This window comes from Castellaniella sp. (genome assembly GCF_036379515.1).
In the GTDB taxonomy this organism is placed as follows: Bacteria; Pseudomonadota; Gammaproteobacteria; order Burkholderiales; family Burkholderiaceae_B; genus Castellaniella.
In genome coordinates this window covers 38,021-63,687 of sequence record NZ_DASVGN010000027.1, presented here as the reverse complement: position 1 = coordinate 63,687, position 25,667 = coordinate 38,021, and the positions used below count along the sequence as shown (strand labels likewise).

Genomic DNA, 25,667 nt, shown 5'->3' with positions numbered 1-25,667 from the left:
TCGCGTATGCCTACTGCGGATGAACTTGATCTCGTGATGATCTCCACGCCTGCCGAAGGCGTGCTGGCGCTGCGGCTGAATAGGCCCCGGAAGGCGAATTCACTCAGCAAGGATCTGGTTGTCCACCTGTGCGGACAGCTCCGGGCCGCGGCTTCTGACAATGCCGTCCGTTGTGTGGTGCTTGCGGGCTCAGATCGAATCTTCTCCGCGGGCGCCGATATTTCGGGGATGGTATCGCGAGGGGTCGACTGGTATGTCGACCCCGAGCGCCTCGCACGTTGGCGCGATATCCAGAATTTTCCCAAGCCGATCATTGCTGCGGTCAATGGGCCAGCTATTGGCGGCGGTTGCGAATTGGCGATGCTTTGCGACATTATCATCGCGGGCGAGCATGCGGCATTCTCGCAGGGCGAGATCAACATTGGGGTGTTGCCAGGTGATGGGGGCACTCAGCGGTTGCCCCGTGCCGTGGGCAAGTCGCTTGCCATGCAGATGATTCTCACGGGGCAGTCTGTCTCCGCGCGGCGCGCCTGTGAGGCGGGCTTGGTGTCAGAAGTCGTGCCCGATCCGGATGTTTTTGCGCGTGCGGTTGAGATCGCTGTCCAGATCGCCGCTCACGCGACGCTCTCAGTGCAGCTTGCCAAGAAGGCTGTGTTGGCTGCCTACGAAGTCCCGTTGTCGACGGGCTTGGCGTTTGAACGCGACCGGGTCGTTGACGCCTTCAAGACTCGGGATCTCGCTGAAGGCATGCAGGCATTTCTTGAAAAGCGCTTGCCGCACTATGTGGGTGAGTAACAGAAGCGAATGATGGCGTTCAGAGCGTCGGCCTGTGGTGTGGGCTCGTCACCGTCTTGTGGAGCTTCGGCTCATCACACAGAAGACCCGTCGTCTGCGTTGAGCAGAGGCACCGCAGATGTCTGGTTCGCTGGTGGCGCAGTCGTTCCTCTGATGATCAGGTTGGCCTCCAGTTCGACCTGTGGTTCCACGGCGCTTCCTGAGAGCTTGGCGATGAGGTAACGGGCAGCACCTTCTCCCATGGCTTCGGCAGGGACGTTGATGGTGGTCATCCCAGGCGGCAGGTGAGCGCAGAACTCCAGATTATCGAATCCTATGACTGAAAGGTGCTTCGGCACGTCGATGCCTTGATGACTGCATTCGATGAGCACACCGAAGGCGAGCACATCCGAAGCGCAGAAGACGGCGGTGGGGCGCGGCTGTGTAGTGAGCAGAGCCCGGAGGGCTTCGCGCCCTGCGGCAATGGTGTAGGGTTTCTCAATCAGGTGCTGGGGTGGCAAAGAAAGGCCATGTGCCGCAAGCTCAGCCTTGACGCCTTGTACGCGCCCTCCGGCACGATCGTTGTCGCGTGTGACGCCAGCGACCATTGCGATGTGCCGATGCCCGAGGTCGATCAGATAACCAATCGCCTTGGCGGAGACTTTTGCGTTGTTGAACCCGACACAGGGGCCTCTGCTATGTGCACCGTAGACGTAGGTGTCCACTGAGGGGATCTCTTGATTCTCCAGCAGAGTATTGAGGTCCGGGTGATGTGCACTGCCAATCAGGACCAGCCCTTCGACGCCACGCTCGATCAGGGTGCGAGCCTGGTGCATTTCCTCCAGGCTCGAATAGCCGGATGCCGTCACCACCAGTGAGTATCCGTGCTGGTTGAGCGTATTTTGCAGAGCCTTGATCTGCAAGCTGTAGATGGCGTAGTTGAGAGTTGGAAGCACTGCACCGATGAGGCGCGTGCGCCTTGATCGGAGGGCGCGTGCGGCACTGTTGGGCAGGTATCCCAGTTGACGGACTGCTGCCATGATTCGCGTCAGCGTGTCGGCCTGTACCTTCTTGGGGTCCGAGAGTGCGCGCGAGGCCGTCGTGACCGAGACGCCGGCAGCGGCGGCCACGTCTTTGAGTTTGACGTCCCGGCTCGTCGTGTTCTTGGGGTTTGAGTGTTGGAGCATAGTGTGCATGAGGGCTATTGCAGCGGATTCTGCCGCAGAAGCCTGCGAGTACCTCGGCGCCACTATAGCATTGATGTGAACGATTACATTGTTCCTGGTGATCTAGGTAAGACCCTAAGTTGACAGCTATTGGTTCGACTTCGATAATTAATGGTATCGATTTCATCAATGGGAAGAGGTGGCATGCTAAACGGGATGAAAGTGCTCGGCCTTTGCCATTACCTTCAAGGGCCGGCCGCCACTCAGTATCTTGCCGATCTGGGGGCGGACGTCATCAAGGTCGAGCCCCTGACGGGGGCTCACGAGCGTCACTGGGCTGGTGCCAAGTCCTTCATCGGCGATGTCAGCTCCTTTTACCTGTCGGCCAATCGAAACAAACGCAGCCTGGCCATCGATCTCAAGACGGACGAGGGGCGTGACATCATGAAACGGCTCGCCGCTCGAAGCGATGCGCTGGTCGAGAATTTCCGCCCCGGGGTGCTGGAGCGCATGGGACTCGGCTACGACGCCTTGAAGTCCATCAATCCGGGGCTTATCTATGCGTCGGCCACCGGGTTTGGTTCATCCGGGCCGCTGCGCGACAGTCCGGGGCAAGATTTGCTCATTCAAGCGCGTTGCGGCCTTGCAGCTGGCACTGGAGAACGCTTTGTCGCCCCGAAGGTCGCGGGCGCCGCGATCGTTGATCAGCATGGTGGCGCCTTGCTTGCCATGGCCGTGTTGGCGGCCTATGTGAAGAAGCTCGCTACCGGCGAAGGGTCTCGAGTGGAATCCAGCCTGCTCAATGCGGGACTCGACTTGCAGGTCGAAGCGTTGGTGGCCTATCACAACTCGGATGCACGACGCGACCGTTATCGCCGGCATCGCAACCTGGCGACCTGGTTTCACGAGGCCCCGTATGGCGTGTACGAAACCAAGGATGCCAGGTTCGTGGCAATAGGCCTCAACGATCCCACCAAGTTGGCGGAGGCGTTGGGCAGCTCCAAACTCCTGGAATTGGTCGAGGCCGACCGCTACGATGCTCGCGATGCCTATGCCGAAGCCGTCACCCAGGCCGTCGCCTGGTACTCCTATGCAGAGCTTGCCGGCCGTTTCGACCAGCTCGCGCTTTGGTACGCCCCCGTACAGGATTATGAGGATCTCAGGACTGATCCTCAGGTCCTGCACAATCAGGTTTACCGGAAAATAACGGTGGGTAACCGGGAGGTCACCCTGATCAACAATCCCGTACGCTACGAAGGCAAAACTTTGCCGGTGCGCCGCATTTCCCTGCAGCCCGGGTCTGATACGCGCCAAGTCCTGCAGGAGATCGGTCTGGCGGCCTCTGAGATAGAAGACCTCGTTGATCGCAGGATCGTTCTGGCGGCGCCACCAGACTCGGTCCTGATGGGCGAAGCATCAACTGCGGCGGAGACTGTTCATGGCTGACTCGAGTGCAATGCGCAGGGTCGCCATCGTGACGGGTGGCCGTCGCGGAATCGGACGATCCATCTGTCATCAGCTGGCCCAAGCTGGCTTTGATCTGGTGCTCAATGACCGGGTTGAGGATGAAGCTTTTGCTCGAACGCTGGTGGAGCTTCGGGAGCTGGGTTCGAAGGTTGAGCCGCATGCCGGGGACATTTCCGATCTTCAGGGGCATGCTGCCCTGGTTGACGCGGCCTACCGCCGGTTCGGCCGTCTGGACGCCCTGGTCAATAACGCTGGCATTCAGGTGCGTAATCGCGGTGATTTGCTCGATGTGACTCCCGAACGGTTTGACGAAAGCATTGCAGTGAATCTGCGGGGGACCTTCTTCCTCACACAGCAAGCCGCGCGTCGCATGATCGCTGACGGTGGTCCTGCCTCTGGGCGTTCCATTGTCATTGTTTCTTCATCCAACGCAGCCTTGGTTTCGCCTGAAAAAGGCGAGTACTGCGTTTCAAAGAGCGGCCTGTCGATGACGGCCAAGCTGTTTGCGGTGCGCCTCGCTCAAGCGGGGATCTCGGTGTACGAGATCCGCCCCGGGTTGATCCGTACCGACATGACGGCCGAAGTCCGCGAGAAGTATGGCGCTCAGATCGAGCAGGGTATTTCGCCAGTCCGGCGCTGGGGTGAACCCGCGGACGTTGGCGTGGCGGTAGCGTCACTGGTGTCTGGCCGCATCCCATTTGCTACCGGGATTGCGGTCGATATAGACGGGGGGCTGTTGATCCCGCGGTTGTAGTTGCTTCACTTCAATGTTGGAGGAGATATGAAACTACTGAAAGGCACCTTCCTGGGTGCGGTTCTGGCTGGCATGATGCTGGTCATGAGTGCGGCGTCCAATGCGCAGACCATCAATGACATTGTCAATCGCGGCAAGGTCCTGATCGGCGTGAACAGCGGCGCGCCGCCCTTCAGCTTTGTCGACTCACATGGCAAGGCACAGGGGTTGGACGTGGATCTCGCGAATCTGATTGCTCATTATCTGGGTGTGCCGGCAGAAATCACGACGTACACGACGGCGGCTCGTATTCCTGCGCTTGAAGCGGGCAAAGTCGACATGATGATTGCGACTCTCGGTGCGACACCTGCGAGGGCCAAGGTGGTCATGTTCACCATGTCCTATAACGTCTTTCCGCTCGTCATCGTGGCGCACAAGGCGGATACATTCAAAACGATGAACGATCTCGTGGGCAAGAAAGTCGCTGTGGCTCGCGGGACTCCTCAAGAGGCTTCCCTGATGAGGGCGGCACCCAAGGGCACCGAGCTGTCACGCTTCGATGATGACCTCACGGCCACCCAGGCTCTTATTTCGGGGCAGGTTCAGGCGGCTGCCATTCCTCAGACCATTTATCAGGAGATTTTGAAATCCAGGCCGAACGCCGACATCAAGGTCGAATTCTCGTTCCACAACGACTTCCAGTCGATTGCCGTGCGCAAGGATGCTTTTGAGCTGCATCAATGGCTCAACACTACTCTTGCCTACATCAAGGGTAATGGCGAGCTCGACGCACTGGCGATCAAGTGGACTGGCCACCCGATGCCGAAAGACATGCCGGTATTCTGATTCCTTTCATCGTCCTTAGATACCTACATGGCGTTTGAACTGCAATTTGCTCCGGTCCTGGATCAGTCTCCTGCACTGATCCAGGCTTTCTGGCTGACCATCAAGCTGTCATTTGCAGCCATTTTCCTGGGTGGCCTCCTGGGGCTGGCGGTTGCCACGGCACGCAGTTTGGTGCACAAGAGATTTCGTGCGGTTGCGGATCTCTACGTCGAGACGATCCGCAACACACCCTTTCTGGTCCAGCTCTATATCCTTTTCTTCGGGCTTCCCGTATTGGGAATCCTGATCCCTGCCGACGTTGCAGGTTTGCTGGCGCTTACCATCAATCTGGGGGCTTACAGCGCCGAGATTTTTCGCGCTGGCGTAGAGTCCGTCCACCGTTCGCAGATCGAAGCGGGTCTGTCGCTGTCTCTCACGCGCTGGCAGGTGTTCGTACACGTCATGCTCAAGCCTGCCGTCGCGAACGTCTGGCCCTCACTGGTAAGCCAATTCATCCTGACCATGCTCGCCTCCAGCGTCTGCTCGTTCATCTCGGTTCAAGAGCTCAGCGGCGAGGCGGCTGTGGTGCAGTCGCAGACTTTCCGGAGCTTCGAGGTCTACATCGTGGCTTCACTGATGTATTTGGCACTGGCACTGATCTTGAAGGTAGTCCTGACTGGTGTGGGGCATTTTCTTTTTGCTCAGCGTGCTCCACGTCGCAAGTCCTCCGGCCCCCGCGGGGCAGGAACAGGAGTCCGGCCATGATACGACCCTTCGGATGGCAGGAGTTTCTGTTTCTGCTTGAGTCAGCGGGCTGGACGGTTGTGCTCACGATTGCCGCGGCGCTGCTGGGTGGGGTGCTCGCACTGCTGGTTTCGATCGCCCGGGTTTCTTCGAACTTCGTGGCTCGGGAATGCGCGCGGGCCTACATCGGCATCATCCAGGGCATCCCGGTTTTGATGGTGCTGTTCCTGTCGTATTACGGGCTGGCTCAGGCGGGCTTCGATCTGCCACCGATCGTGGCGGCATCCGTGGCGCTTTCCATCTACACCAGTGCTTACCTGGGAGACATCTGGCGCGGTGCCATTCAGTCGGTGCATCGCCAGCAATGGGAGGCGTCGGCCTCGCTGGCGCTGACCCGCGTGCAGCAGTATCGCTATGTCATTTTGCCGCAGTCCGTGAAGATCGCGTTGCCCCCTACGGTCGGTTTCCTGGTGCAGTTGGTCAAGAACACTTCCATCGTATCGATCGTGAGTGTGATCGAACTCACGCGCGCGGCCCAACTGATGAACAACATCACGTTTGAGCCGTTCCGGGTGTTTATCACCGCAGCGCTGATCTACCTGGCCATCTGCTATCCAATGTCGCGTGCCAGTCGGCATCTCGAGGAGAAATTCCGTGTCTATCGTGACGGTTGAGAACGTCCACAAAAGGTTTGACGATAATGAGGTCCTGAAGGGCGTTTCCCTGAACGTGGAGACCGGCCAGGTGGTGGCGCTGCTCGGGCGCAGCGGTTCTGGCAAGAGTACGCTGCTTCGGTGTCTCAATGGCCTGGAGATCATCGACAGCGGTCGCATCGAGATCTCCGGCCACACGATGGACTACGAGCCCAAGCGCCTGCGCGCCTTGCGTCAGGACGTCGGCATCGTCTTCCAGAGCTACAACCTGTTTCCGCACCTGTCGGTGGCGGAAAACATCATGCTGGCGCCCAATCTGGTCAAGAGCCTGGACAAGACGAAAAATCGCCAATTGGCGGAACAGGTACTGGATCGGATTGGCCTGCTGGACAAGATTGATGCCTATCCCGACAAGCTGTCAGGGGGCCAACAGCAGCGGGTGGCCATTGCCCGCGCGCTGGCCATGGAACCCCGGGTGATGCTTTTCGACGAAGTCACTTCTGCGCTGGACCCCGAACTCACAGAAGAAGTGCTGGCCGTCATTGAGCAACTGGCTCGCGACGGCATGACCATGCTGCTGGTCACCCATGAGATGAATTTTGCGCGCCGAGTGGCCAACATGATTGTCTTCATGAATGAGGGCAGGATCTGGGAAACCGGTGAACCCGAGGCGATGTTCGCTCATCCGCAGACACCAGAATTCAGGGCGTTTACCAGCCGCAATGTGAAATGACACAAGAAGGTACTCCATGACTGAGCCGCTGGATGTGGACCCGCCGTTCTATTTGAAAGTGGGCGATTGCGTCCGTTTCTCGAAGACCGTTGCCGAAAGCGACGTCTATCTGTTTGCTGGCATCACGGGCGATCTCGCTCCGGTGCACACCAATCAGCAATACATGAAAGATTCATTCTATGGACAGCGCATCGTGCATGGCGTGCTGATCATGGGGTTCATGTCGACCGCCTCGAGTATGGTCGTCGCCCGGTGTGCACTCGAGAGCGACACCGAGGTCCCCGTCTCGCTGGGGTACGATCATGTCAGGTTCCTGGGGGCTGCGCTGATCGGGGATACCGTCACCGTGGATTATCGGGTGACGGCGATCGATCCTGCGCGATCCCGTTCCACCGCCGACATTCAGGTACACAACCAGGACGATCGCCTGATCGCTGTGGCAACGCATGTCCTGAAGTGGGTCCGGAATGATCGCACGCACGCCTGACCGGCCCCGGATGGCTCGCGAGGGGCGCTGGCGGAACACTGTGCAGCGGGTGGCAACCACTCGTTGACCGTGCGGTATGGCGGGTGCCCCGGTCGGGCCGATCAGAGTGTGTCGCCGCCCAGTGGGCGGTTGCAGACGCACGGTGCGTCCGTGAGCAGGCCATCGAGGATGCGCAGCGTCTCGTGCGGGCTGCGGCCGATCTTCAGGGTGTTGACCGACACGTGCTGGATGATGTTGTCGGGATCGACGATGAAGGTAGCGCGCAGGGCCACGCCTGTGGCGCGTTCGCGTACACCCAGTTGGTCGATCAAGGCACCCGCGATATCGCTGAACTGGTAGTGATTCAGCCGGCTCAGTTGAGGGTCGTCGCGCCGCCAGGCGAGTTTGACGTATTCGTTGTCGGTCGATCCACCCATGAGGACGGTGTCGCGCTCTTCGAATTCACCCACCAGCGAATTGAATCCCACGATTTCGGTCGGGCAGATGCGTGAAAAATCTTTTGGATAAAAGTAGATCACCTTCCATTTGCCGGGGAAGGACGATTCTGTAATGTCTTCGAAGGCTGAGACGCCGTTTTCCTCGTGCTCGTTGAATCCCGGCTTGACGCCGGTGACGCGGAAGGCCTCGAGCTTGTCGCCTATGGTCTTCATCGGGGCTCCTTGGTGACGTGGGCCAACCGGGCCCACCACCCCATTCTACGCCACCAGGCGCACCGTCTTCATGTCGTGGCGGCAGGACGGTCTGCCGCACGTGCCTTGATCTTCGGGATCTCGATGCGGGCCACCAGGCCTTGCGACGGGGTGGAGATGAGTTCGAACTTGCCACCCACCTGACCCAGCAGGCGCTCGACGATGGCCAACCCCAGCCCAGCCCCGCTCACCCCGGTACGCGCCGTCTCGCCACGCGCGAAAGGGCGCAGCAGCCGCTGGATATCGCCATGAGGAATGCCCACGCCTCGATCCTGGACGTCGATGCGCAGCAGGTTGCCCACCTGATAGGCGGATAGCGAGATGTGGGCTCTATCATCGCTGGGGCTGCGGCCATAGCGACGGGCGTTTTCGATCAGATTGCTGACAATGCGCTTGAGATCGTTGGCGCTGATGCGGGCCTGCAAGCCTGTGGCAATGTCCGACTTGAGCTCGCCTCCCAGGGATTCGGTATGACTGCGCTCGCGTTCGAACAGGTCTTGCAGCACGCGCGAGACGTCGATGCCGGCTTCGGGAACCTGTCCGGCGGGTCGTGCGTATTCCATGAGCTGACCAATACTGTGATTGATTTGAGCCAGGTCTTCGTCGATGGCCTGCCGGGCTTCGTCCGTCATGTGGCTCATCTCGATCTCGAGCCGCATGCGCGCGAGCGGCGTGCGCAGATCGTGCGAGATTCCCGCCAGCATGAGTTCGCGGTCCGCCTCATTCTGGCGCAGATCGCGCGCCATGCGGTTGAATGCAGTGTTCAGGTCGCGAATCTCGGTAGGGCCTTTTTCAGAAAGCGGGGTGGGCGTCTCGCCGCGTGCCAGTTGCTGCGTGACTTTGGCGAGACGGGCCAGTGGCTGGTTGATGAAGCGTACGCTGATGGCCGCACCCAGCAGTGCCAGCAGCAGCGTCGCGCTGATCCATCCCAGCCACTCGCGGCCGGTGGTCAGGCGCAATTGGTCGCGATCGAACACGAGCCAATATTGATCGTTGTCGATGTGAAAACTGATCCAGATGCCTGGTACCTGGTTCACGGACCACATCATGACGGTCTGTTTGCCGAGCTGGTTGCGGATCTCTGCAGAGACGTGATCCCAGTACGCCGTATCCGGCAGCGGTTCCATGACATCGGTCGTGGCGCGTGGCTGGACGCGCAGGCTTTCTTTGGTGGCCAGATCCAGCAGCAGTGCCGGTCGGACCTGTGGCGGCGCATACACCAGTGCCGAGCGGGTGATGCTCACCGTCGAGGCGACGCGTTGGGCCATCTGCGAGGCACGCGGGCCTTCTTCGATATTGAACGCGATCTGCAGCCAGGCGCCCAGGCTGACCAGCATCAGGAAGCCGATCAGCAGGAACGACCGACTGAACAGGCCGAGTCGCAGCCTGGGGAAGAGGTTGCGCCCCGATCGTTTGGTAGGCGTCATGGAAACCACCCGCCTGGATGCCCAGGCGAGTTGTCTAGAGAGGGTTATTGTCCGCCGTCGGGGACAAAAACGTAGCCCAGGCCCCAGACCGTCTGGATGAAGACAGGCTTGGAAGGATTGGGTTCGATGAGTTTACGCAACCGCGAGATCTGGACATCGAGGCTGCGGTCAAAGGCTTCGTATTCGCGCCCCCGGGCAAGTTCCATGAGTTTGTCGCGTGACAACGGCACCTTGGGATGGCGGGCGAAGACTTTCAGGACGGAGAATTCGCCCGTGGTGATGGGTACCGATTCGCTGTTGCGCGTGAGCGTGCGGGTCGACAGGTTCAGCACGTACGGGCCGAATTCGATGGATTCGTTTTCCTGGCTGGGGGCCCCGGGGTGTTCGTCGGCGCCGCGACGACGCAGGATGGCGTTGACCCGCGCCAGCAGTTCGCGCGGGTTGAACGGTTTGGTCAGGTAGTCGTCGGCACCCATTTCCAGGCCCACGATGCGGTCGATTTCTTCGGCCTTGGCGGTGAGCATGATGATGGGGGTGTTGTCGTGGTTGCCCCGTAGGCGGCGGCAGATGGAGAGGCCGTCTTCGCCGGGCAGCATCAGGTCGAGCACCAGCAGGTCAAAGTGTTCGCGTTGCCAGAGCTTTGCCATTTCTTTGGCGTCTTCGGCGACGTACACGTTGAAACCCTGTTCTGTCAGGTACCGGCGTAAGAGATCACGCAGCCTGGGATCGTCGTCGACGATCAGAATTTTGCGGGTGAGAGTCTGGTTTTGAGTATTCATGCGGAAAATGTAACAGGGACGAGGGGAGGGTACTAGTGCTTATCACAAGAAATTACATAAAAACATTGGATGAATCTGGCGCGAGATGGTTCCGTCATGGCCCTCTCTGCGCACTGTACCTGCATGGTTAAAATGTTCCTGCCATGGACGATTTTCACATTCTTGCATTCGAATCATCAAGCACTTTGTGCAGCGTGGCGCTGCTCAGCCGTGTTGGGGAACATCTGCGCCTGCGTGCTGCCCAGCATTCGGGGCAAAGCGAGCATGCCGAGCACATCCTGCCCATGGCGCAGGAGCTGCTGGACGATGCCGGTCTGGCGGCGAACAATCTCACTGCGGTGGCCTTTGGCCAGGGGCCGGGAGGGTTCACCGGCCTGCGGGTGGCTTGCGGCGTTGCCCAGGGAACGGCCGTGGCGCTGGGAATCCCGGTAGTGCCTGTCGACTCTTTATGTGCCGTTGCGGTGCAAGCGGCCGGGATGCACGCTGCCGGTATTCATGTGGTGCTGCAGGATGCTCGCATGAACGAGGTCTATGCGGCGGTGTATCGGGCCACCGACGACGATTGGATCACGCTTCAGGCGCCCGCCTTGCTGGCGCGCGCCGATGTTGTCCGCTGGGTCGCGCAAGAGTCTGCAGGCTGGGGTATGCAGGCAGGTGGAGGCTGGCAGGTACACGGTGATGCGGTCCTGCGCTTCGAGGGGCTGGCCGACGCACTCCAGGCGCTGGGCGGCGTCCTGCCGCCGACCGCAGAGGCATCGGCCCAGGCCAGCGTCATTGCCCGACTGGCGGCGCGCGCGTGGCAGGCGGGGCAGGGGCTGGATGCGCAGTATGCCGCACCGGCGTACGTGCGCGACAAGGTGGCCTACACCACGGTTGAACGGTCTACGGGCCTGGGCGGGAATCCGGCAGTCGATGCGCAATCGCGCACGGTGCATGAGATGTCGCTCACGGATCTGGACGAGGTCGCGTCCATCGAGCGACAGGTTCAGGCTTTTCCCTGGACGCGTCAAAATTTTGCCGATGGCCTGGCCAGTGGGCAACGTGGCTGGGTAGTACGTCGCATGGGGGGCATGCAAGGCTTTGCGCTGGTGCTGGATACACCCGACATGGCACATTTGCTGGTGATTGGGGTGCGACCCGATGCGCAGCGCCAGGGGGTGGGTGCCGTATTGCTGAAGCACTGCATTGAGCATTGCCGTCAACAGGGCCTGCCGGCCCTGACGCTTGAAGTGCGTCAAAGCAATGCGCAGGCCATTGCCTTCTATCACCAGCACGAATTTCACCAAGTGGGTTTGCGCCGAGGCTATTACCCGGCGGGCCAGGGCAAGCGCGAAGACGCCTGGCTGATGACGCTCACCCTGCCGGAAGCCGCGTCATGAAACCGCGGCATCTGGTCTCACCGTTACAGCGGGCCTGGTTGGATGAACTAGGGGTGGACACGCATTGGCTGGCCGTCGCAAAACCGACTGCGGCATCCCCTGAAAAGGCTGCCCGCGTGCTTCAGACGCCTGCGGCCGTACCCGTCGCAGAACGCGCGCCGGCACGTCCTTCCAGGGAGGAGGGCGGACGGCGTGCACCGAATGAGCCCATGTCGCCGCCGCCGGTGCCGTCCTCTACCCCTTCAGTGGTTGAAGGGGCTCAGGCGCTGGCGCAGGCCGTGCAAACGTGCTTGCAGCCTGTGGCGGGTGGGCCCCGAGGGCTGGCCGTTCCAGGCGTGGGTCAATGGGACCGCCCCCGGTATTTCATCGTGGGTGAACAGCCCGGCATCGAAGATGAAGCGGTGGGACGGCCTTTTCAGGGCAGTCCCGGGAAGCTGCTGCGCGCCATGCTGGGCTCGGTGTTTCTGCCGCAGGTCGATCAGGCCTACCTCACCAACTTGGTGAAGTGCCGGCTGCCGGGGGGGCGAGCCCCCTCGCCTGAAGAAGTGGCCGCCTGCCTGCCCTATCTGCAACAGGAGATCGCGCAGGTAAGGCCACGGTGGATTCTGGCTTTGGGCGGAGTGGCGGCACAGGCCGTCCTGCAATCCACCGAGGGCCTGGATGCCTTGAGGGGTCAGCATCAGGTCTGGCACGGCCCCGATGGCAGCGACATTCCGGTTTGGGTCACCCATCATCCAGCGTCCTTGCTGGTGCGTTCTGCCGACAAGTTGCAGGCCTGGCGCGACCTGGTGGCACTGAGTCAGGCCGTTGTGGCGGCAGGCTGAGCCCCTGCGGGCTGATTACTTCAGGGCTGTTCCGTGGCTGGTCTGACCGATGAGCTTGCTCAGTTCGGGATTGGCCAGGTGGTTGAGCTTGTTCCAGCGCATGAAGGCCAGCATCAGACAGGCCACGAGAATGCCAAAGAGCGCGATGATGCCGTTGATTGGCAGACCCAGCCAGAGCATGAGGCTGTAGGCTGCCAGCATGAGCAGGATGTTGAGCTGTTCGTTGAAGTTCTGGACGGCTATGGAATGACCCGCCGACAGCAGCACGTGGCCCCGGTGCTGCAGCATGGCGTTCATGGGGACCACGAAGAACCCCGACAGACCGCCGATGATGAGAAGCAGCAGGTAGACGGCCCAGGGGTTGTATATCAGCGGCATCAGCAATACCACCAAGCCCATGAGCACCCCGACGGGCAGTACCGAGAGCGCACGGCGCAGCGGCACACGCCCCGCCGCAACGGCACCGATGACCGTGCCGAAGGCCGCAACGCCCATGAGGATCGAGGCCTGATCCAGGCGATACCCCAGGTGCTGTGCCCCCCATTCGATCACGATGAACTGCAGTGTGGCACCGGCACCCCAGAACAAGGTGGTGACGGCCAGTGAGATCTGCCCGATCTTGTCGGACCACAGGATGCGCACATGGCGCCCGAAGTTGCGCACCAGCGCCATGGGGCGGGTTTGCTGGCGCGGGTAGAACGCGTGTGTGTCGGGGATGAGCAGGTTGCAGATGGCGGCGGCGATATAGACCAGACCTATCATCAGAATGGCGCTTTGTGCGCTGTTGTCGGCCAGCGTGTCTACCCACTGGATGGACATGAGCCAGGTCGAAACGCCCGGACTGATGAGCAACCCGCCCAGCACCGTACCCACGATGACGGACAGGACGGTCAGCCCTTCGATCCAGCTATTGCCTTTGACCAGGAGGTCTGGCGGCAGCATTTCGGTGACGATGCCGTATTTGGCCGGCGAGTAGGCGGCGGCGCCCACCCCGACGACGGTATAGGCCACGAAGATGAGCATGAGCTGGTGGATGTGGCTCAGGCCAAAGGTTCCATAGCTGTACATCATGACGCAACCCACGGTTTTGAGTGCGTTGGTAGCGAACATGACCCGGCCCTTGGGGAATGAATCTGCAAAGGCACCGACAAAGGCGGCCAGCACCACGTAGGCCAGCGCGAACCACCATTTCATCATGGGGGCCATCCAGTCGGGCCCGCTCAGATCGGCGATGAGCCCAATGGCGGCGATGAGCAGGGCATTGTCCGCGACGGAGGACAGAGCCTGCGCGGCCATAACCATGTAGAAGCCCTTGTTCAAGCGAGAACCCCGAGGTGTTAGACTGCCTGACCGCATCGTGCGCGGACGGTAATGAAGAGTTGCAGTATAGCGGCTCGTGCCCCGTTGCAGAATGGCGCGCCAGCTTGGTGCGTTATCATACGCTCGTCATACGAGACACTAACTGACCCGTGCGCCTCACGCAGATCAAACTTGCCGGATTCAAGTCTTTCGTGGATCCGACCGTGATTCCTACGCCCAGTGAACTGGTGGGGGTGGTGGGGCCCAACGGCTGCGGAAAATCCAACATTATCGATGCCGTGCGCTGGGTACTGGGCGAAAGCCGGGCGTCCGAGCTGCGCGGTGCGTCGATGCAGGATGTGATTTTCAATGGCTCTGGCCAACGCAAGGCGGCCGCGCGGGCATCCGTCGAACTGGTCTTCGACAACGCCGAAGGGCGCGCCTCGGGCCAGTGGTCCACCTACGCTGAAATCGCCGTGCGCCGCGTGCTCACGCGTGATGGCGCCAGCAGCTACAGCATCAACAATCAGGCCGTACGTCGTCGTGACGTCCATGATATTTTTCTAGGGACCGGGCTGGGGACGCGCGGGTACGCCATCATTGGTCAGGGCATGATCAATCGCCTGATCGAGGCACGGCCCGAGGAACTGCGGGTGTATCTCGAAGAAGCAGCCGGCGTATCCCGCTATAAAGAACGCCGCCGCGAAACCGAGAATCGGTTGGGCGACACGCGCGAGAACCTGACGCGGCTCGATGACATTCTGCGCGAGTTGTCCACGCAACTCGAAAAGCTGGAATCCCAGGCCGAGGTCGCGGCCACCTACCGGGCGCTGCAATCCGAGGGTGAACTCAAGCAAAACGCGCTGTGGCTGCTGCGTGAGCAGGCAGCGCGCGAGAGCCGGCAATCGCTGGCCGTCGAAACAGAACAGGCACAAGCTGCACTCGAGGCCGCCATCGCGCGGCTACGGGCTCTGGAGTCCGACCTCGAGACCCGACGCGCCGCGCACTTTGACGCCAGCGAACAGGTGCATCAGGCTCAGGCACGCCTCTTCGAGGCCGGCGCACAGGTCAGCCGCCTGGAGGCTGAAATTCATCACGTGGTCGAAGGCCGCCAGCGTCTGCAGGCCCGGCGAGCGCAGTTGCAGACGCAGATCCAGGAATGGGGCGATCAACAGGCCCACAGCCAGGCGTCGATTGAAGACGTAGAAGCGCAGATCGAAGAAGCGCAAGCAAGCGCGGAGACCTTGTCCGAAGGCCTTGCGGCGGCGCAGGATTCCTTGCCGGCATTGGATGCCCGACTGCGAGACCTGGCCACGCAGCGTGAGGACGAACGCCGCGTGCTGGCGCGCACCGAACAAGATCTGGCGCTGCTTGCGCAGGCACAGCGTGAGGCCGATGGCCAGTGGCGCCAGTTGGACGATCGCGCCGGGCGCCTGCAGGCCGAGCGCGCCGCGCTGGGTGCCCCTGATGCAGAGGCGCTTGTGCGGCTGCAAGAGACCTGTGAGGTCGCAGGCGCACGCCTCGAAGAGGCTCAGGCGCGCTTGCTGGACCTGGAAGATCGCCAGCCGGGGCTTGAAGAGCAACGGGCCCAGGCCTTGCAGCTGAGCCAGGCTGCCCGGGCTGATCTGGAGCGGCTGGATGCGAGGCGGCAGGCGCTCTCGGCGCTGCAGGAAAAAATTCAGTCTGAAGACGCATTGCTGCCCTGGCTGCAGCGTCAGGGGTTGGAAAGCCTGGCTCGATTGTGGCGGTTGCTGCAGGTGGACCCGGGCTGGGAAACCGCGCTTGAGGCGGTGCTGCACGAGCGCATGAATGCGTTGGGGTTGCGTACGCTGGATCACGTGCGCGCGTTTGCCCAGGATGCGCCGCCGGCACGCCTGGCTTTTTATCAGGCCCCTTTGCAGGCTCCCGCGGGTCCCCAAGCGCCCCCAGGTGCGCGTCCGTTGCTGGATTTCGTGCAGGCCAGGGAGTCCGGCCTGTTACCCCTGCTGCAGGGCTGGCTCAGTGGTGTGTACGTTGCCGATGACTTGGGCGTTGCCTTGGCGCGGCGCGCCGAGCTGCCGGCAGGGGCGTTCTGGGTCGTGGCGGCTGGGCACCGGGTCGACTCAGACAGCGTGCGCTTCTATGCGGCAGAGGGCGAGCAGGCAGGTCAACTGGCACGCCAGCAGCAGATTGATAATCTGGGGCGTGAACTGAAGGCTGCGCAGCTCATCGTCGATCAGGCCGTGGATGCGCATGCGCAGGCCGAAGCCGATTGCCGGGCCTTGACGCAAGAGTTGCAGCCCGCGCGCCAGCGAATCGGCGAGTTGATGCGAACCCACCATGAGGCGGAGTTGCAGCTGAGCCACCTGCGCCAGCAGCATGCACAGTCTGACGAACAGGCGCGTCGCATTGCCCGCGATCTGGAAGAATTGCAGGCGCAGCAGCAAGCTGTGGCCGCACGGCGGGACGAGTCCGAGGCCCGGTTCGAAGTGCTGGATGAGACTTTGGCGGTTCAGCAGCAGCAGGTTGCGGATCGCGACCAGCAGATCGAGGCGCTGGCGGCGCAGGCAGAACAGGCTCGTCAGCAAGGCCGGGATCGTGAACGGGCCGTCCAGGAGGCGGATTACGCGGTCCGTCTGCTGCAGACGCGTCTGGAGGAGCTGCACCGCACCTTGAGGCTGGCTGACGAACAGTCACGGCGTTCTGGCGTCGAGCTCGAGTCTCTTCAGGGCGAGCTGTTCGAACTCGATGAGACTGCCGCGCAGGCGGGGCTGCAGGATGCCCTCGCGGCTCGCGTGGCCTGCGAAGACGCGTTGCGGGAAGCGCGCGTAACCCAGGATGCGCAGGCTCAGGGCCTACGGGAGTCGGATGAGGGCCGCATGGTGATCGAGCGTGAACTCGATCCCTTGCGTGCTCGCATCACCGATCTGCAGCTCAAGGAGCAGGCTTCGCGCCTGTCGGTAGAGCAGTTCGCCGAGCAGCTGGACGCCCGGCAGGTGGATCGTGCAGCCTTGCGGCGCGAAATGGCGCAGCAGCCGGATTCCTGGCAGCGACTGGATTGGCTTCAGTCGGAAGTCCAGCGTGTGGCGCGGCGTATCGAGTCTCTTGGTGCGGTCAACCTTGCGGCGCTCGATGAGCTGTCGGCTGCCAGTGAGCGCAAGGGCTTCCTGGACGCTCAACGTGCCGATTTGTTGGCCGCCATCGAAACGCTGGAAAATGCCATACGCAAGATTGATCGCGAGACCCGCGAACTGCTGTCGCAAACGTTCGAGACCGTGAACCAGCATTTCGGCGAGCTGTTTCCACAACTCTTCGGGGGCGGCGAGGCGCGGCTTACCATGACAGGCGATGAAATTCTGGATGCAGGGGTGCAGGTCATGGCTCAGCCGCCCGGCAAGCGCAACAGCACGATCCAGTTGCTGTCGGGGGGTGAAAAGGCGCTGACGGCCACGGCGCTGGTGTTTGCCTTGTTCAAGCTCAATCCGGCGCCTTTCTGCCTGCTGGACGAAGTCGACGCACCGCTGGATGATGCCAATACCGAGCGTTATGCAAATTTGGTCAAGAGTATGAGCGATCAGACACAGTTTTTGTTCATTTCTCACAATAAAATTGCGATGCAGATCGCGCGCCAGCTGGTGGGCGTGACCATGCAGGAGCAGGGCGTATCACGGATCGTGGCCGTCGATATGGACGCCGCCTTGCAGCTGGCCGCAGCGGACGCTTGAACGACGGGGGAATACGAGGTTTCATATGAGCGATTTGCAAATTTTGCTGATTTCCATTGGGGTGGTGCTGATTGCCATCGTCCTGCTCTATAACGGCTGGCAGGACTGGCGCGTGCGGCGCAAGATGCGTGACACCTTGCCCGAATCAGAACACGATGCTCTCATGCAGGACGTGGCCTCACCCGTTGTCGGGTCAGGTACCGGTGCTGCCCCTGTGTCGCGTCGCGAGCCCGGGATATGGTCTGCCGAGCGTCCCTCTGCGGTGGCAGAAGAAAGCCCTGAGGTGGACCCTGCTTGCGAGGCCGTCATCGATATTTCCCTGGCGCATCCTGTGGCGGGCGATGCGCTGATCGAAGCCATCGGGGCGATTGCCCGGGTCGGCAAGAAGCCGGTGCGGGTTTTTGCCGAAAGCGAAGGCGGAGGGCATCGCACGGAAGTCAGCTCGGACGAGTCGTACGTGTCGCTGCAGCTTGCAGTGGTGCTGGCCAATCGCAGTGGGCCTCTGTCGGCCATCGAGTGGTCCAATTTGTGGACGCTGGCTCAGAATCTTGCCGAGCGCTTCGAGGGTCTCATCGAGGCGCCTGATCAAGACGTCGTGCTCAAGCAAGCCGCCGATCTGGACGCGCGCTGCGCCTCCATGGACGCGCAGGTTGGATTGTTGCTTCAATTGGCATCACCTCGTGCACCCGCCCGCATTCTGGACGCCGCTCGCGAGGTCGGTTTCGTGCAGGCACGCGGACAGTGGGCGTGGATGGCCGAAAACGGCACCCCACGCTTCATCCTGCAGATCGATTCCCAGGACGATGGCGCCGCTCATCGCGTGGATCTGGTGCTGGATGTCCCCAACAGCCTGCCCGACGACCAGGCGTTCAGCCGTATGGTGGGTGTGGCGCGCGATCTGGCCTCGCGCCTTGATGCACATGTGCTCGATGACCAGGGGCGTACGTTCCAGGACAGCTCGGCGCCAGCCATCGATCGCCAGATCAGCGGTCTGTATGATCAACTCGACCAGGCGGGCTTCTTGGCGGGCACCGAGCGCGCGGCGCGCGTGTTTTCGTGACTTCCCCGGCAGATGCGCCGGATCGCCGGCGCATGCTGGCCTTGCGCGACGAGATCAACGCGCATAACCGGCACTATTACGTCGAAGACGACCCGCAGATCTCGGATGCGGCTTATGACCGGTTGATGGTCGAGCTGCAGGCGCTTGAAGCGGCTCACCCCGATTGGGTGACTCCGGATTCCCCCACGCAGCGCGTGGGCGCGGCACCGCTCAGCAGCTTTCAGCCCGTGCACCATGCGGTGCGCATGCTGTCTCTGGGTAATGCGTTCGAACCGCAGGATGTGCGGGATTTCGACGAACGCATCGTGACGATCTTGCTGCAGGCGGGCTTATTGGCGAAGTCGACCGGCGATGAGGCAACCCGGGCACAAGGCGCGCTGTTTGCAGAAAATGCACCGGCCGGCTCCGTGGAGTACGTCGCAGAATACAAGTTTGATGGCCTGGCCGTGAATCTGCGCTACGAGCAGGGCTTGCTGGTGCAGGCGGCCACCCGCGGCGATGGCGAAGAAGGCGAAGACATCACCGCCAATGTTCGTACGTTGCGGTCGGTGCCCTTGCGCCTGTTGGGTGATTCCGTTCCGGCCGTGCTCGAGGCGCGTGGTGAGGTCCTCATGGGGCAGGCGGATTTCGAGCGTCTCAATGACATGCAAGCGGCGCGTGGCGAAAAGCGCTTCGTCAATCCTCGCAATGCGGCCGCCGGCAGCTTGCGACAGCTTGATTCTCGTGTCACGGCAGGGCGTCCGCTACGTTTCTATTGCTATGGGTGGGGGCAGATTCAGGACGGGTCGGGGACGGAGATCCAGCCGTGTAGCACGCATGCCTCCATGCTGGACTGGCTGGCAGCATTCGGGTTCGCGGTGAGCCCGGGGCGCAAGCTGTGTCATGGCGCGGAAGATTTGCTGGCGTTCTACGAGGCCGTGGGGCGTGAGCGCCCCGGTTTGCCTTTCGGCATCGATGGCGTGGTCTACAAGGTCAATAACCTGAAGGCCCAACAGGTACTGGGCTTCGTGGCGCGGGCGCCGCGTTTTGCCATCGCGCACAAATTCCCGGCCCAGGAAGAGACGACGAAGCTGCTGGGCATCACCGTGCAGGTGGGGCGCACAGGCGCACTCACGCCGGTGGCACGGCTGCAGCCGGTGTTTGTGGGCGGGGTGACGGTCACCAATGCTACCCTGCACAACGAAGACGAGATTCACCGCAAAGATGTCCGTATCGGCGATACGGTGATCGTGCGCCGTGCCGGGGATGTGATTCCCGAGGTCGTGGGCCCTGTTCTGGCGCTGCGTCCGGCCGATGCGCTGCCCTTCGATTTTCTGGCGGCCTGTCCAGTCTGCCCCGAGTGCGGGTCAGCGGTAGAGCGGCCTGAGGGCGAGGCGGTGACGCGGTGCACGGGAGGGCTCTTCTGTCCGGCGCAGCGCAAGCAGACGCTTTGGCACGCAGCAAGCCGCAAGGCGCTGGATATTGACGGGCTGGGGGACAAGCTCATCGACCAACTGGTCGACAACGACCGGGTACGCACGCTGGCCGACCTGTATAGTCTGAGCGCGCTGGAGTTGTCTACGTATGATCGCATGGGGCAGAAGTCTGCGGCCAACCTGGTAGCGGCCATCGATGGCAGTCGGCACCCGCCGCTGTCGCGCTTGCTGTATGCGCTGGGCATCCGCCATGTGGGGGAAACCACGGCGCGAGACATCGCCCGTCATTTCGGTACGCTGCAGGCGGTACTGGACGCGTCCGAGGAGGCTTTTCTTCAGGTTCCTGACGTGGGGCCGGTGGTGGCGCTGTCGATTTATCGTTTTTTTGCGGAGCCGCACAATCGTGAGGTGCTGGCAGCGCTGTCGGCCGCTGGTGTTCAGCCGCAGGATGAGGTGGCGGTGGCGGGTCAGAAGCCGCTCTTGGGTAAGACGCTGGTGCTGACGGGGACGTTGCCGACTCTGTCACGCGATGAAGCTGCGGCCTTGATTCTGGCGGCGGGCGGCAAGGTCAGCGGCTCGGTTTCGCGCAAGACGTCATGGGTGGTGGCGGGCGAGGACGCCGGCAGCAAGCTCGGCAAGGCGCAGGAGCTGGGTGTGGCGGTGATCGATGAGGCAGGGCTCAGGGCGTTGCTGGCGAGCGCCCCAGTGAGCACTGCCTCCTTGGGAAGTTCCGGCGACGCCGGAGCCGGGTGAGCAGAGCAAAGGGCCCTGAGCCTCACCCCGCCGGGCTCTATGCCAATAGAGCCATAGAGCCCGGTTTCTGCGGCAGCCTTACTTGGAAGCCGGCGCAGCCGGTGTGGCAGCAGCAGGAGTAGCCGCAGCAGGAGCAGCAGGAGCTGCCTCATCCACCACCTTGGCGTCCTTCATCAGCCCTTTCTGATAATTGGCCAACGACTGTTGGCGCATCATCTCTTCGAGCTGCGACTTCGACTCTTCGAACGAAGGGAACGCCACTGGACGCTCGTCTTCTACCTGAATGATGTGCCAGCCAAATTGCGTCTGCACCGGAGCGGCACTGAGTTGGCCCTTCTTCATGCTTTCCACGGCCTTGGCGAATTCCGGCACATAGTTGCTTGCCGGGCCCCAGCCCAGTTCGCCGCCATTCTTGCCGCTGCCCGTGTCGATCGAGTCCTTCTTGGCCGCGGCTTCAAAGGTGATTTTCTTGGCCTTGATCGCCTTGATGATGGACTTGGCTTCGGACTCGTCCTTGACCAGGATGTGGCGTACCTTGTATTCGACCTTATTGGCCTGTTGGGCCTTCAGCGTGTCGTATTCCTTTTGGAGATCCGCATCGCTGACCGGATGATCCTTCAGGTACTTGGACATGAGCGCGCGGACCAGAATGCTCTGCTGTGCCAGTTCGGTTTCCTGCTGCACGGCCGGGTCCTTTTGCAGTCCCAGCTTTTCAGCTGCCTGAACAGCCACCAGGCGGTTGATCATTTCTTGCTTCACCTGAGTACGCAGCTGCGGCGTATCCTGGGCACCCTGAGCAACCAGCAGGCTCACGAACTGGTCGAATTTTTCTTGCGTGATGGCTTGCCCGTTGACCGTGGCGAGGTCCTTGGCATAGACAGGCATCGTCATGGCGCAAGCAAGAGCCAGAACAGCGAAACGTTTCATGAAATTCCTCAGGTTGAAGGTGTGCTGGCCTCGATGGCCAGAGCGTGAATCGGATGGGGCATCAGATCCCGCACGCAATCATACACAAGGCGATGGCGTGCAAGCGTTCCGAGTCCCTGAAACTGCGCACAGGTGAGCCGTACACGAAAATGACAGCCGCCTTGGGCGGCCGCGTGTCCCACGTGCAGATGCGACTCATTGATGACATCCAGCTGCGTCGGGTTCAGGGCCTGCAGACGTTGCTGCAGCTGCGTTGCCAGGGCGGTGGCATCGACGGGATTTGGTTCGGGAGCCGTGGTGACGGCGCCAGGCTCGGCGGGAATCATCATGTGGCGTCCTCGCTCGATGAGCTCGCCTCGGCTTCAGCCTGGATGTGGCGTCCCAGCCACAACGACTGCACCACGACGAAAAGCACCAGCAGGATCATCAGCCCGAAGACCTTGAAATTCACCCATTGGGCTTCGGTGAAGCGTCCTGAAAATGCCACATACAGGTTCAGCACCCCCGAGGCCAGGAAGAACGCCGCCCAACTGTCGTTGAGCCGGCTCCAGGCGCGTTCGGGCAGCGCGATTTTTTCGCCCATGAGTTTGCGCATCAGGTTGCGGCCCATAAACAAGCGGGTCACTAGCAAGATGCCGCCGAAGAGCCAATACAGCACGGTGGGCTTCCACTTGATGAATGTGTCGTCGTGGAACAGCAGCGTCGCACCGCCGAACACTACGATGACGGTCACGTTGATCCAGTGCGTGGCTTCTATGGTGCGGCCCGTCAGCTTCAGCCACAGAATCTGGACGATGGCAGCAGCAATGGCCGCTCCCGTTGCGACATAAATGTCAGCAAACTTGAAGGCCACAAAAAACAGGATCAGCGGGAAGAGGTCGAACAGAAATTTTTTCATTCGGCCGGGATGAATTTCAGGGAAAGGGAGTTCATGCAGTAGCGTAAACCGGTGGGTGGGGGGCCGTCGTGGAACACGTGCCCAAGATGGGCGTCGCAACGGGCGCACAGTACTTCGGTACGGACCATGCCGTGGCTGGTGTCGTGCAATTCGCGCACGCGGTCGGGCGCAATGGGCTCAAAATAGCTGGGCCATCCGCAGCCGGCGTCAAACTTGGTGTCCGATACGAAGAGCGGCGTGCCACAGCAGATGCAGACATAGGTACCCTGCTGGGTGTTGTCCCAGTACCGGCCCGTGAACGGGCGTTCAGTGTTCTTCAGTCGTGCGACTGCGTATTCGTCGGGGGAAAGTTGTTCGCGCCATTGGGCGTCCGTGCGCGTGACCTTGTCCACAGCAAATCCATCATCAGGTCAAAGATCCTTCTATGATAGACGACTTGACCTGCTTCTGCGCGCGCACTTTGCCACCGGAAACAGGTAGGTGTATCTGCATGTTTCCCCCAGTGTTTGATCCTTGAATGGGCGAGGCTTTGCAGGAGATCGCCGGCATCAGGCCGCATACCCGGAACACAGCGAAATGGCCAGTGCTGCGATAATATACGGCCACAAAATGGGACAGTGCCCGAATATTGGGGTTCGTGAGCACGGCTGGACTCAACACCCAAACACATACGGAGACAAATCATGCAGTTGAATCGTGTATTTCGTCGCACGCTGGTTGCCGCTGCCTTGCTGGCGGCCGTTCCGCTGGCAGCGTCCGCGCAGGTGAAGGTCGGCATTTCCGTGTCTGCCACGGGACCCGCCGCTTCGCTGGGCATTCCTGAACAGAATACAGTCGCGCTCCTGCCCAAGAAAATCGGTGGGGAAACCGTGCAGTACATCGTGCTGGACGATGCCACCGATACGACGCAGGCGGTCAAGAACATTCGCAAGCTGACGGCAGACGATCACGTTGACGTCGTGCTGGGCTCTTCGGTGACTCCGGCATCGCTGGCCATGGTGGACGTGGCGGCTGAGACCGGCACCCCCATGATCAGCCTGGCCGCCAGCGCGAAGATCGTCGAACCGGTGGACGGTCCGCGCAAGTGGGCGTTCAAGACCCCGCAAAACGATGCGCTGATGGCACATGCCTTGGCCGATGCCATGGCCAAGCAGCATATCAAGACACTGGGTTTCATTGGCTTCAGCGATGCCTACGGCGACAGCTGGCTACAGGAAATGAAGGCGGCGGGTGCGTCCAAGGGCATCAAGATCGTGACTGCCGAACGTTTCGCTCGTCCCGACACCAGTGTGACAGGACAAGTTCTGAAGCTTCTGGCAGCGCATCCAGACGGCATTCTGATTGCTGCTTCTGGCACGCCAGCCGCGCTGCCTCAGCGTGAGTTGGTCCAGCGTGGCTACAAGGGCCAGATCTACCAGACACACGGTGCGGCCAATGAAGACGTGTTGCGCGTCTGTGGCAAGGCCTGCAACGGCATGATCCTGCCGGCGGGGCCGCTGCTGGTTGCGAGCCAGCTGCCTGACAGCAATCCCGTGAAGAAAACTGCGCTGACGTATGTTCATGCCTACGAGGCCAAATATGGTGCCGGGTCGCTCAATACGTTCGGTGGCCATATGTGGGATGCCGGGCAGCTCATCAATGCCGCCATTCCGGTCGCGCTGAAGACTGGTGCCAAGCCGGGGACTCCAGAGTTCCGGTCGGCTCTGCGCACTGCGCTTGAGAACGTCAAAGAGCTCTCGGCGTCGCAAGGGGTGTTCAACATGAGTCCCACGGATCACGCCGGTCTGGACAAGCGGGGCCGCGTCATCGTCAAGGTGGTGAACGGCAAGTGGGTCTACCAGCCGGATCTGTGAGCGTGAACTGTCTGCCTGATTGCGTGCCGAGGTCCTGGTGGATCTGACGATTGCGCTCATCCTGCTGCAGGATGGTGTCCTGAATGGCGCCATCTATGCCCTGCTGGGGTTGGCACTTGTTCTGGTGTTCCTCGTCACGCGCGTGATTTTCATCCCGCAAGGGGAGTTCGTCACGTTTGGTGCCTTGTCACTGGCGTTTCTGGCCAATGGCAAGGTGCCTGGAACAGCGCATCTGCTGGTGATTCTGGGGGTGCTGGTGTGCCTGGTCGAGATTGCTCCAGCCTGGCGTTCGCGCGATTGGCGTGGCTACGTGCGCACGCTGATGTGGGCGCTGGTGCTGCCGCTCGTGCTCGAGCTGCTGGCGCCTTGGGCGGCGGGGGCGCACGTCCCGCTGCTCCTTCAGGTCGTATTCGCACTCGCTCTGGTGGTCCCCATGGGGCCCATGATCTACCGCCTGGTCTATCAGCCGGTGGAACAGGCCAGCGTGCTGGTGTTGCTCATCATTTCGGTGGCCGTGCACTTTGCGCTGACAGGCTTGGGCCTCTTGTTTTTTGGTGCCGAAGGGTGGCGTACACCTGCGCTGGTCGAGGGCAATATCCAGATCGGGCCGGTCAGCTGGACGGCGCAGACCTTCGCGGTGCTCATCCTCACGGTGCTTCTGATTGGCGGGCTGTGGTTGTTTTTCAGCAAGACGCTCTATGGCCGGGCACTGCGCGCCACTGCCGTGAACCGGAGGGGAGCCCGGCTGGTCGGAATCAGCACCCGGGTGGCGGGCGGGCTGACGTTCACGCTGGCCGCCGCCATTGGTGCGCTTTCAGGGATGCTGATTGCGGCCATCACCACCATTTATTACGACACCGGCTTTTTGATTGGGCTCAAGGGCTTTGTCGCGGCCATCTTTGGCGGCTTGGTCAGCTATCCCATCGCGGCGGCTGGTGCCTTGTTCGTGGGCCTGCTCGAATCCTTTTCCTCATTTTGGGCCAGCCCCTTCAAGGAAGCCATCGTGTTTACCCTGGTGATCCCCGTGCTGTTGTGGCGCTCGTTTGGCAGCGTGCACCTGGATGAGGACGACTGAGCC

The 25,667-nt window shown here is 61.4% G+C and carries 24 protein-coding genes; 15 read left to right on the top strand and 9 right to left on the bottom strand.

The genetic code is table 11. The annotated features are described in order from the left end of the window. The first annotated feature begins 6 nt into the window (after nucleotides 1-6). The gene (locus tag VF285_RS08505; RefSeq protein ID WP_346952191.1) at nucleotides 7-795 is read left to right on the top strand and encodes an enoyl-CoA hydratase-related protein; all 789 of its coding nucleotides are present in this window, start codon (nucleotides 7-9) and stop codon (nucleotides 793-795) included. A gap of 74 nt (nucleotides 796-869) precedes the next feature. On the opposite strand, the gene VF285_RS08500 is transcribed toward VF285_RS08505, so the two are convergent. After that, complete coding sequence (locus tag VF285_RS08500; protein WP_346952190.1) at nucleotides 870-1,970, bottom strand: LacI family DNA-binding transcriptional regulator; 1,101 nt, start codon at nucleotides 1,968-1,970, stop codon at nucleotides 870-872. Nucleotides 1,971-2,156: 186 nt separating this feature from the next. On the opposite strand from VF285_RS08500, the gene VF285_RS08495 reads away from it, so the two are divergent. The 7 genes from VF285_RS08495 to VF285_RS08465 are packed head-to-tail and all read left to right on the top strand — an operon-like array spanning nucleotide 2,157 to nucleotide 7,582. Then, entirely contained in the window at nucleotides 2,157-3,386 is a 1,230-nt protein-coding gene (locus tag VF285_RS08495) for a CaiB/BaiF CoA-transferase family protein (RefSeq protein ID WP_346952189.1), read from the top strand. After that, complete coding sequence (locus VF285_RS08490) at nucleotides 3,379-4,161, top strand: 3-ketoacyl-ACP reductase (RefSeq protein WP_346952188.1); 783 nt, start codon at nucleotides 3,379-3,381, stop codon at nucleotides 4,159-4,161. The genes VF285_RS08495 and VF285_RS08490 overlap by 8 nt, the downstream gene beginning before the upstream one ends. Nucleotides 4,162-4,188: 27 nt before the next feature. Further along, the gene (locus tag VF285_RS08485) at nucleotides 4,189-4,986 is read left to right on the top strand and encodes a transporter substrate-binding domain-containing protein (protein ID WP_346952187.1); all 798 of its coding nucleotides are present in this window, start codon (nucleotides 4,189-4,191) and stop codon (nucleotides 4,984-4,986) included. Nucleotides 4,987-5,013: 27 nt separating this feature from the next. Then, nucleotides 5,014-5,730, top strand: a complete 717-nt coding sequence (locus VF285_RS08480) for an amino acid ABC transporter permease (protein ID WP_346952186.1) — start codon at nucleotides 5,014-5,016, stop codon at nucleotides 5,728-5,730. Then, on the top strand, nucleotides 5,727-6,383 hold the full coding sequence (locus VF285_RS08475; RefSeq protein ID WP_346952185.1) for an amino acid ABC transporter permease: 657 nt from the start codon (nucleotides 5,727-5,729) through the stop codon (nucleotides 6,381-6,383). The genes VF285_RS08480 and VF285_RS08475 overlap by 4 nt, the downstream gene beginning before the upstream one ends. Further along, complete coding sequence (locus tag VF285_RS08470) at nucleotides 6,364-7,095, top strand: amino acid ABC transporter ATP-binding protein (RefSeq protein ID WP_346952184.1); 732 nt, start codon at nucleotides 6,364-6,366, stop codon at nucleotides 7,093-7,095. Before VF285_RS08475 ends, VF285_RS08470 begins: the two co-directional genes overlap by 20 nt. A 16-nt stretch (nucleotides 7,096-7,111) precedes the next feature. Next, on the top strand, nucleotides 7,112-7,582 hold the full coding sequence (locus tag VF285_RS08465; RefSeq protein ID WP_346952183.1) for a MaoC family dehydratase: 471 nt from the start codon (nucleotides 7,112-7,114) through the stop codon (nucleotides 7,580-7,582). Nucleotides 7,583-7,683: 101 nt separating this feature from the next. On the opposite strand, the gene VF285_RS08460 is transcribed toward VF285_RS08465, so the two are convergent. The 3 genes from VF285_RS08460 to ompR all read right to left on the bottom strand — a co-directional run bounded on the left by VF285_RS08460 (nucleotide 7,684) and on the right by ompR (nucleotide 10,477). Continuing rightward, nucleotides 7,684-8,232 (bottom strand): peroxiredoxin, encoded by a 549-nt coding sequence (locus tag VF285_RS08460; protein WP_346952182.1) that lies wholly within the window; start codon nucleotides 8,230-8,232, stop codon nucleotides 7,684-7,686. A gap of 68 nt (nucleotides 8,233-8,300) precedes the next feature. Next, entirely contained in the window at nucleotides 8,301-9,698 is a 1,398-nt protein-coding gene (locus VF285_RS08455; RefSeq protein ID WP_346952181.1) for a sensor histidine kinase, read from the bottom strand. 44 nt (nucleotides 9,699-9,742) lie between these two features. Then, complete coding sequence (gene ompR / locus VF285_RS08450; protein WP_346952180.1) at nucleotides 9,743-10,477, bottom strand: two-component system response regulator OmpR; 735 nt, start codon at nucleotides 10,475-10,477, stop codon at nucleotides 9,743-9,745. Between the two features lie 143 nt (nucleotides 10,478-10,620). On the opposite strand from ompR, the gene tsaB reads away from it, so the two are divergent. Both tsaB and VF285_RS08440 read left to right on the top strand, forming a co-directional pair. Continuing rightward, nucleotides 10,621-11,856, top strand: coding sequence for a tRNA (adenosine(37)-N6)-threonylcarbamoyltransferase complex dimerization subunit type 1 TsaB (tsaB, locus tag VF285_RS08445; RefSeq protein WP_346952179.1), 1,236 nt, complete (start codon nucleotides 10,621-10,623; stop codon nucleotides 11,854-11,856). Then, the gene (locus VF285_RS08440) at nucleotides 11,853-12,680 is read left to right on the top strand and encodes a uracil-DNA glycosylase (RefSeq protein ID WP_346952178.1); all 828 of its coding nucleotides are present in this window, start codon (nucleotides 11,853-11,855) and stop codon (nucleotides 12,678-12,680) included. Before tsaB ends, VF285_RS08440 begins: the two co-directional genes overlap by 4 nt. A gap of 15 nt (nucleotides 12,681-12,695) precedes the next feature. Here VF285_RS08440 and lplT read toward each other — a convergent pair whose 3' ends face one another. Then, nucleotides 12,696-14,000: a lysophospholipid transporter LplT gene (gene lplT / locus VF285_RS08435; protein ID WP_346952177.1), complete on the bottom strand. Its 1,305-nt coding sequence runs from the start codon at nucleotides 13,998-14,000 to the stop codon at nucleotides 12,696-12,698. 149 nt (nucleotides 14,001-14,149) lie between these two features. Between lplT and smc the strand changes: the two genes are divergently transcribed. The 3 genes from smc to ligA are packed head-to-tail and all read left to right on the top strand — an operon-like array spanning nucleotide 14,150 to nucleotide 20,911. Further along, nucleotides 14,150-17,683 (top strand): chromosome segregation protein SMC, encoded by a 3,534-nt coding sequence (smc, locus tag VF285_RS08430; protein ID WP_346952176.1) that lies wholly within the window; start codon nucleotides 14,150-14,152, stop codon nucleotides 17,681-17,683. Nucleotides 17,684-17,708: 25 nt separating this feature from the next. After that, nucleotides 17,709-18,743 (top strand): cell division protein ZipA C-terminal FtsZ-binding domain-containing protein, encoded by a 1,035-nt coding sequence (locus VF285_RS08425; protein WP_346952175.1) that lies wholly within the window; start codon nucleotides 17,709-17,711, stop codon nucleotides 18,741-18,743. Nucleotides 18,744-18,775: 32 nt separating this feature from the next. Next, nucleotides 18,776-20,911 (top strand): NAD-dependent DNA ligase LigA, encoded by a 2,136-nt coding sequence (gene ligA / locus VF285_RS08420; protein WP_346952347.1) that lies wholly within the window; start codon nucleotides 18,776-18,778, stop codon nucleotides 20,909-20,911. A gap of 78 nt (nucleotides 20,912-20,989) precedes the next feature. Here the strand turns inward: ligA and VF285_RS08415 are convergent, their stop codons facing one another. From VF285_RS08415 to msrB, 4 genes are read right to left on the bottom strand one after another with little or no spacing between them, the layout of a single operon-like run. Beyond that, the gene (locus VF285_RS08415; protein ID WP_346952174.1) at nucleotides 20,990-21,838 is read right to left on the bottom strand and encodes a peptidylprolyl isomerase; all 849 of its coding nucleotides are present in this window, start codon (nucleotides 21,836-21,838) and stop codon (nucleotides 20,990-20,992) included. A gap of 8 nt (nucleotides 21,839-21,846) precedes the next feature. Continuing rightward, nucleotides 21,847-22,167, bottom strand: a complete 321-nt coding sequence (locus VF285_RS08410) for a BolA family protein (RefSeq protein ID WP_346952173.1) — start codon at nucleotides 22,165-22,167, stop codon at nucleotides 21,847-21,849. Continuing rightward, complete coding sequence (locus VF285_RS08405; protein WP_346952172.1) at nucleotides 22,164-22,736, bottom strand: septation protein A; 573 nt, start codon at nucleotides 22,734-22,736, stop codon at nucleotides 22,164-22,166. The genes VF285_RS08410 and VF285_RS08405 overlap by 4 nt, the downstream gene beginning before the upstream one ends. Then, complete coding sequence (gene msrB / locus VF285_RS08400; protein ID WP_346952171.1) at nucleotides 22,733-23,128, bottom strand: peptide-methionine (R)-S-oxide reductase MsrB; 396 nt, start codon at nucleotides 23,126-23,128, stop codon at nucleotides 22,733-22,735. The genes VF285_RS08405 and msrB overlap by 4 nt, the downstream gene beginning before the upstream one ends. A gap of 291 nt (nucleotides 23,129-23,419) precedes the next feature. Here msrB and VF285_RS08395 point away from each other — a divergent pair, with 291 nt between their 5' ends. Beyond that, nucleotides 23,420-24,589, top strand: coding sequence for an ABC transporter substrate-binding protein (locus VF285_RS08395; protein ID WP_346952170.1), 1,170 nt, complete (start codon nucleotides 23,420-23,422; stop codon nucleotides 24,587-24,589). 37 nt (nucleotides 24,590-24,626) lie between these two features. Further along, nucleotides 24,627-25,664 carry a branched-chain amino acid ABC transporter permease gene (locus VF285_RS08390; protein ID WP_346952169.1) on the top strand — a complete coding sequence of 346 codons (1,038 nt, stop codon included), beginning with the start codon at nucleotides 24,627-24,629 and terminating at the stop codon, nucleotides 25,662-25,664. Nucleotides 25,665-25,667: the final 3 nt, after the last annotated feature.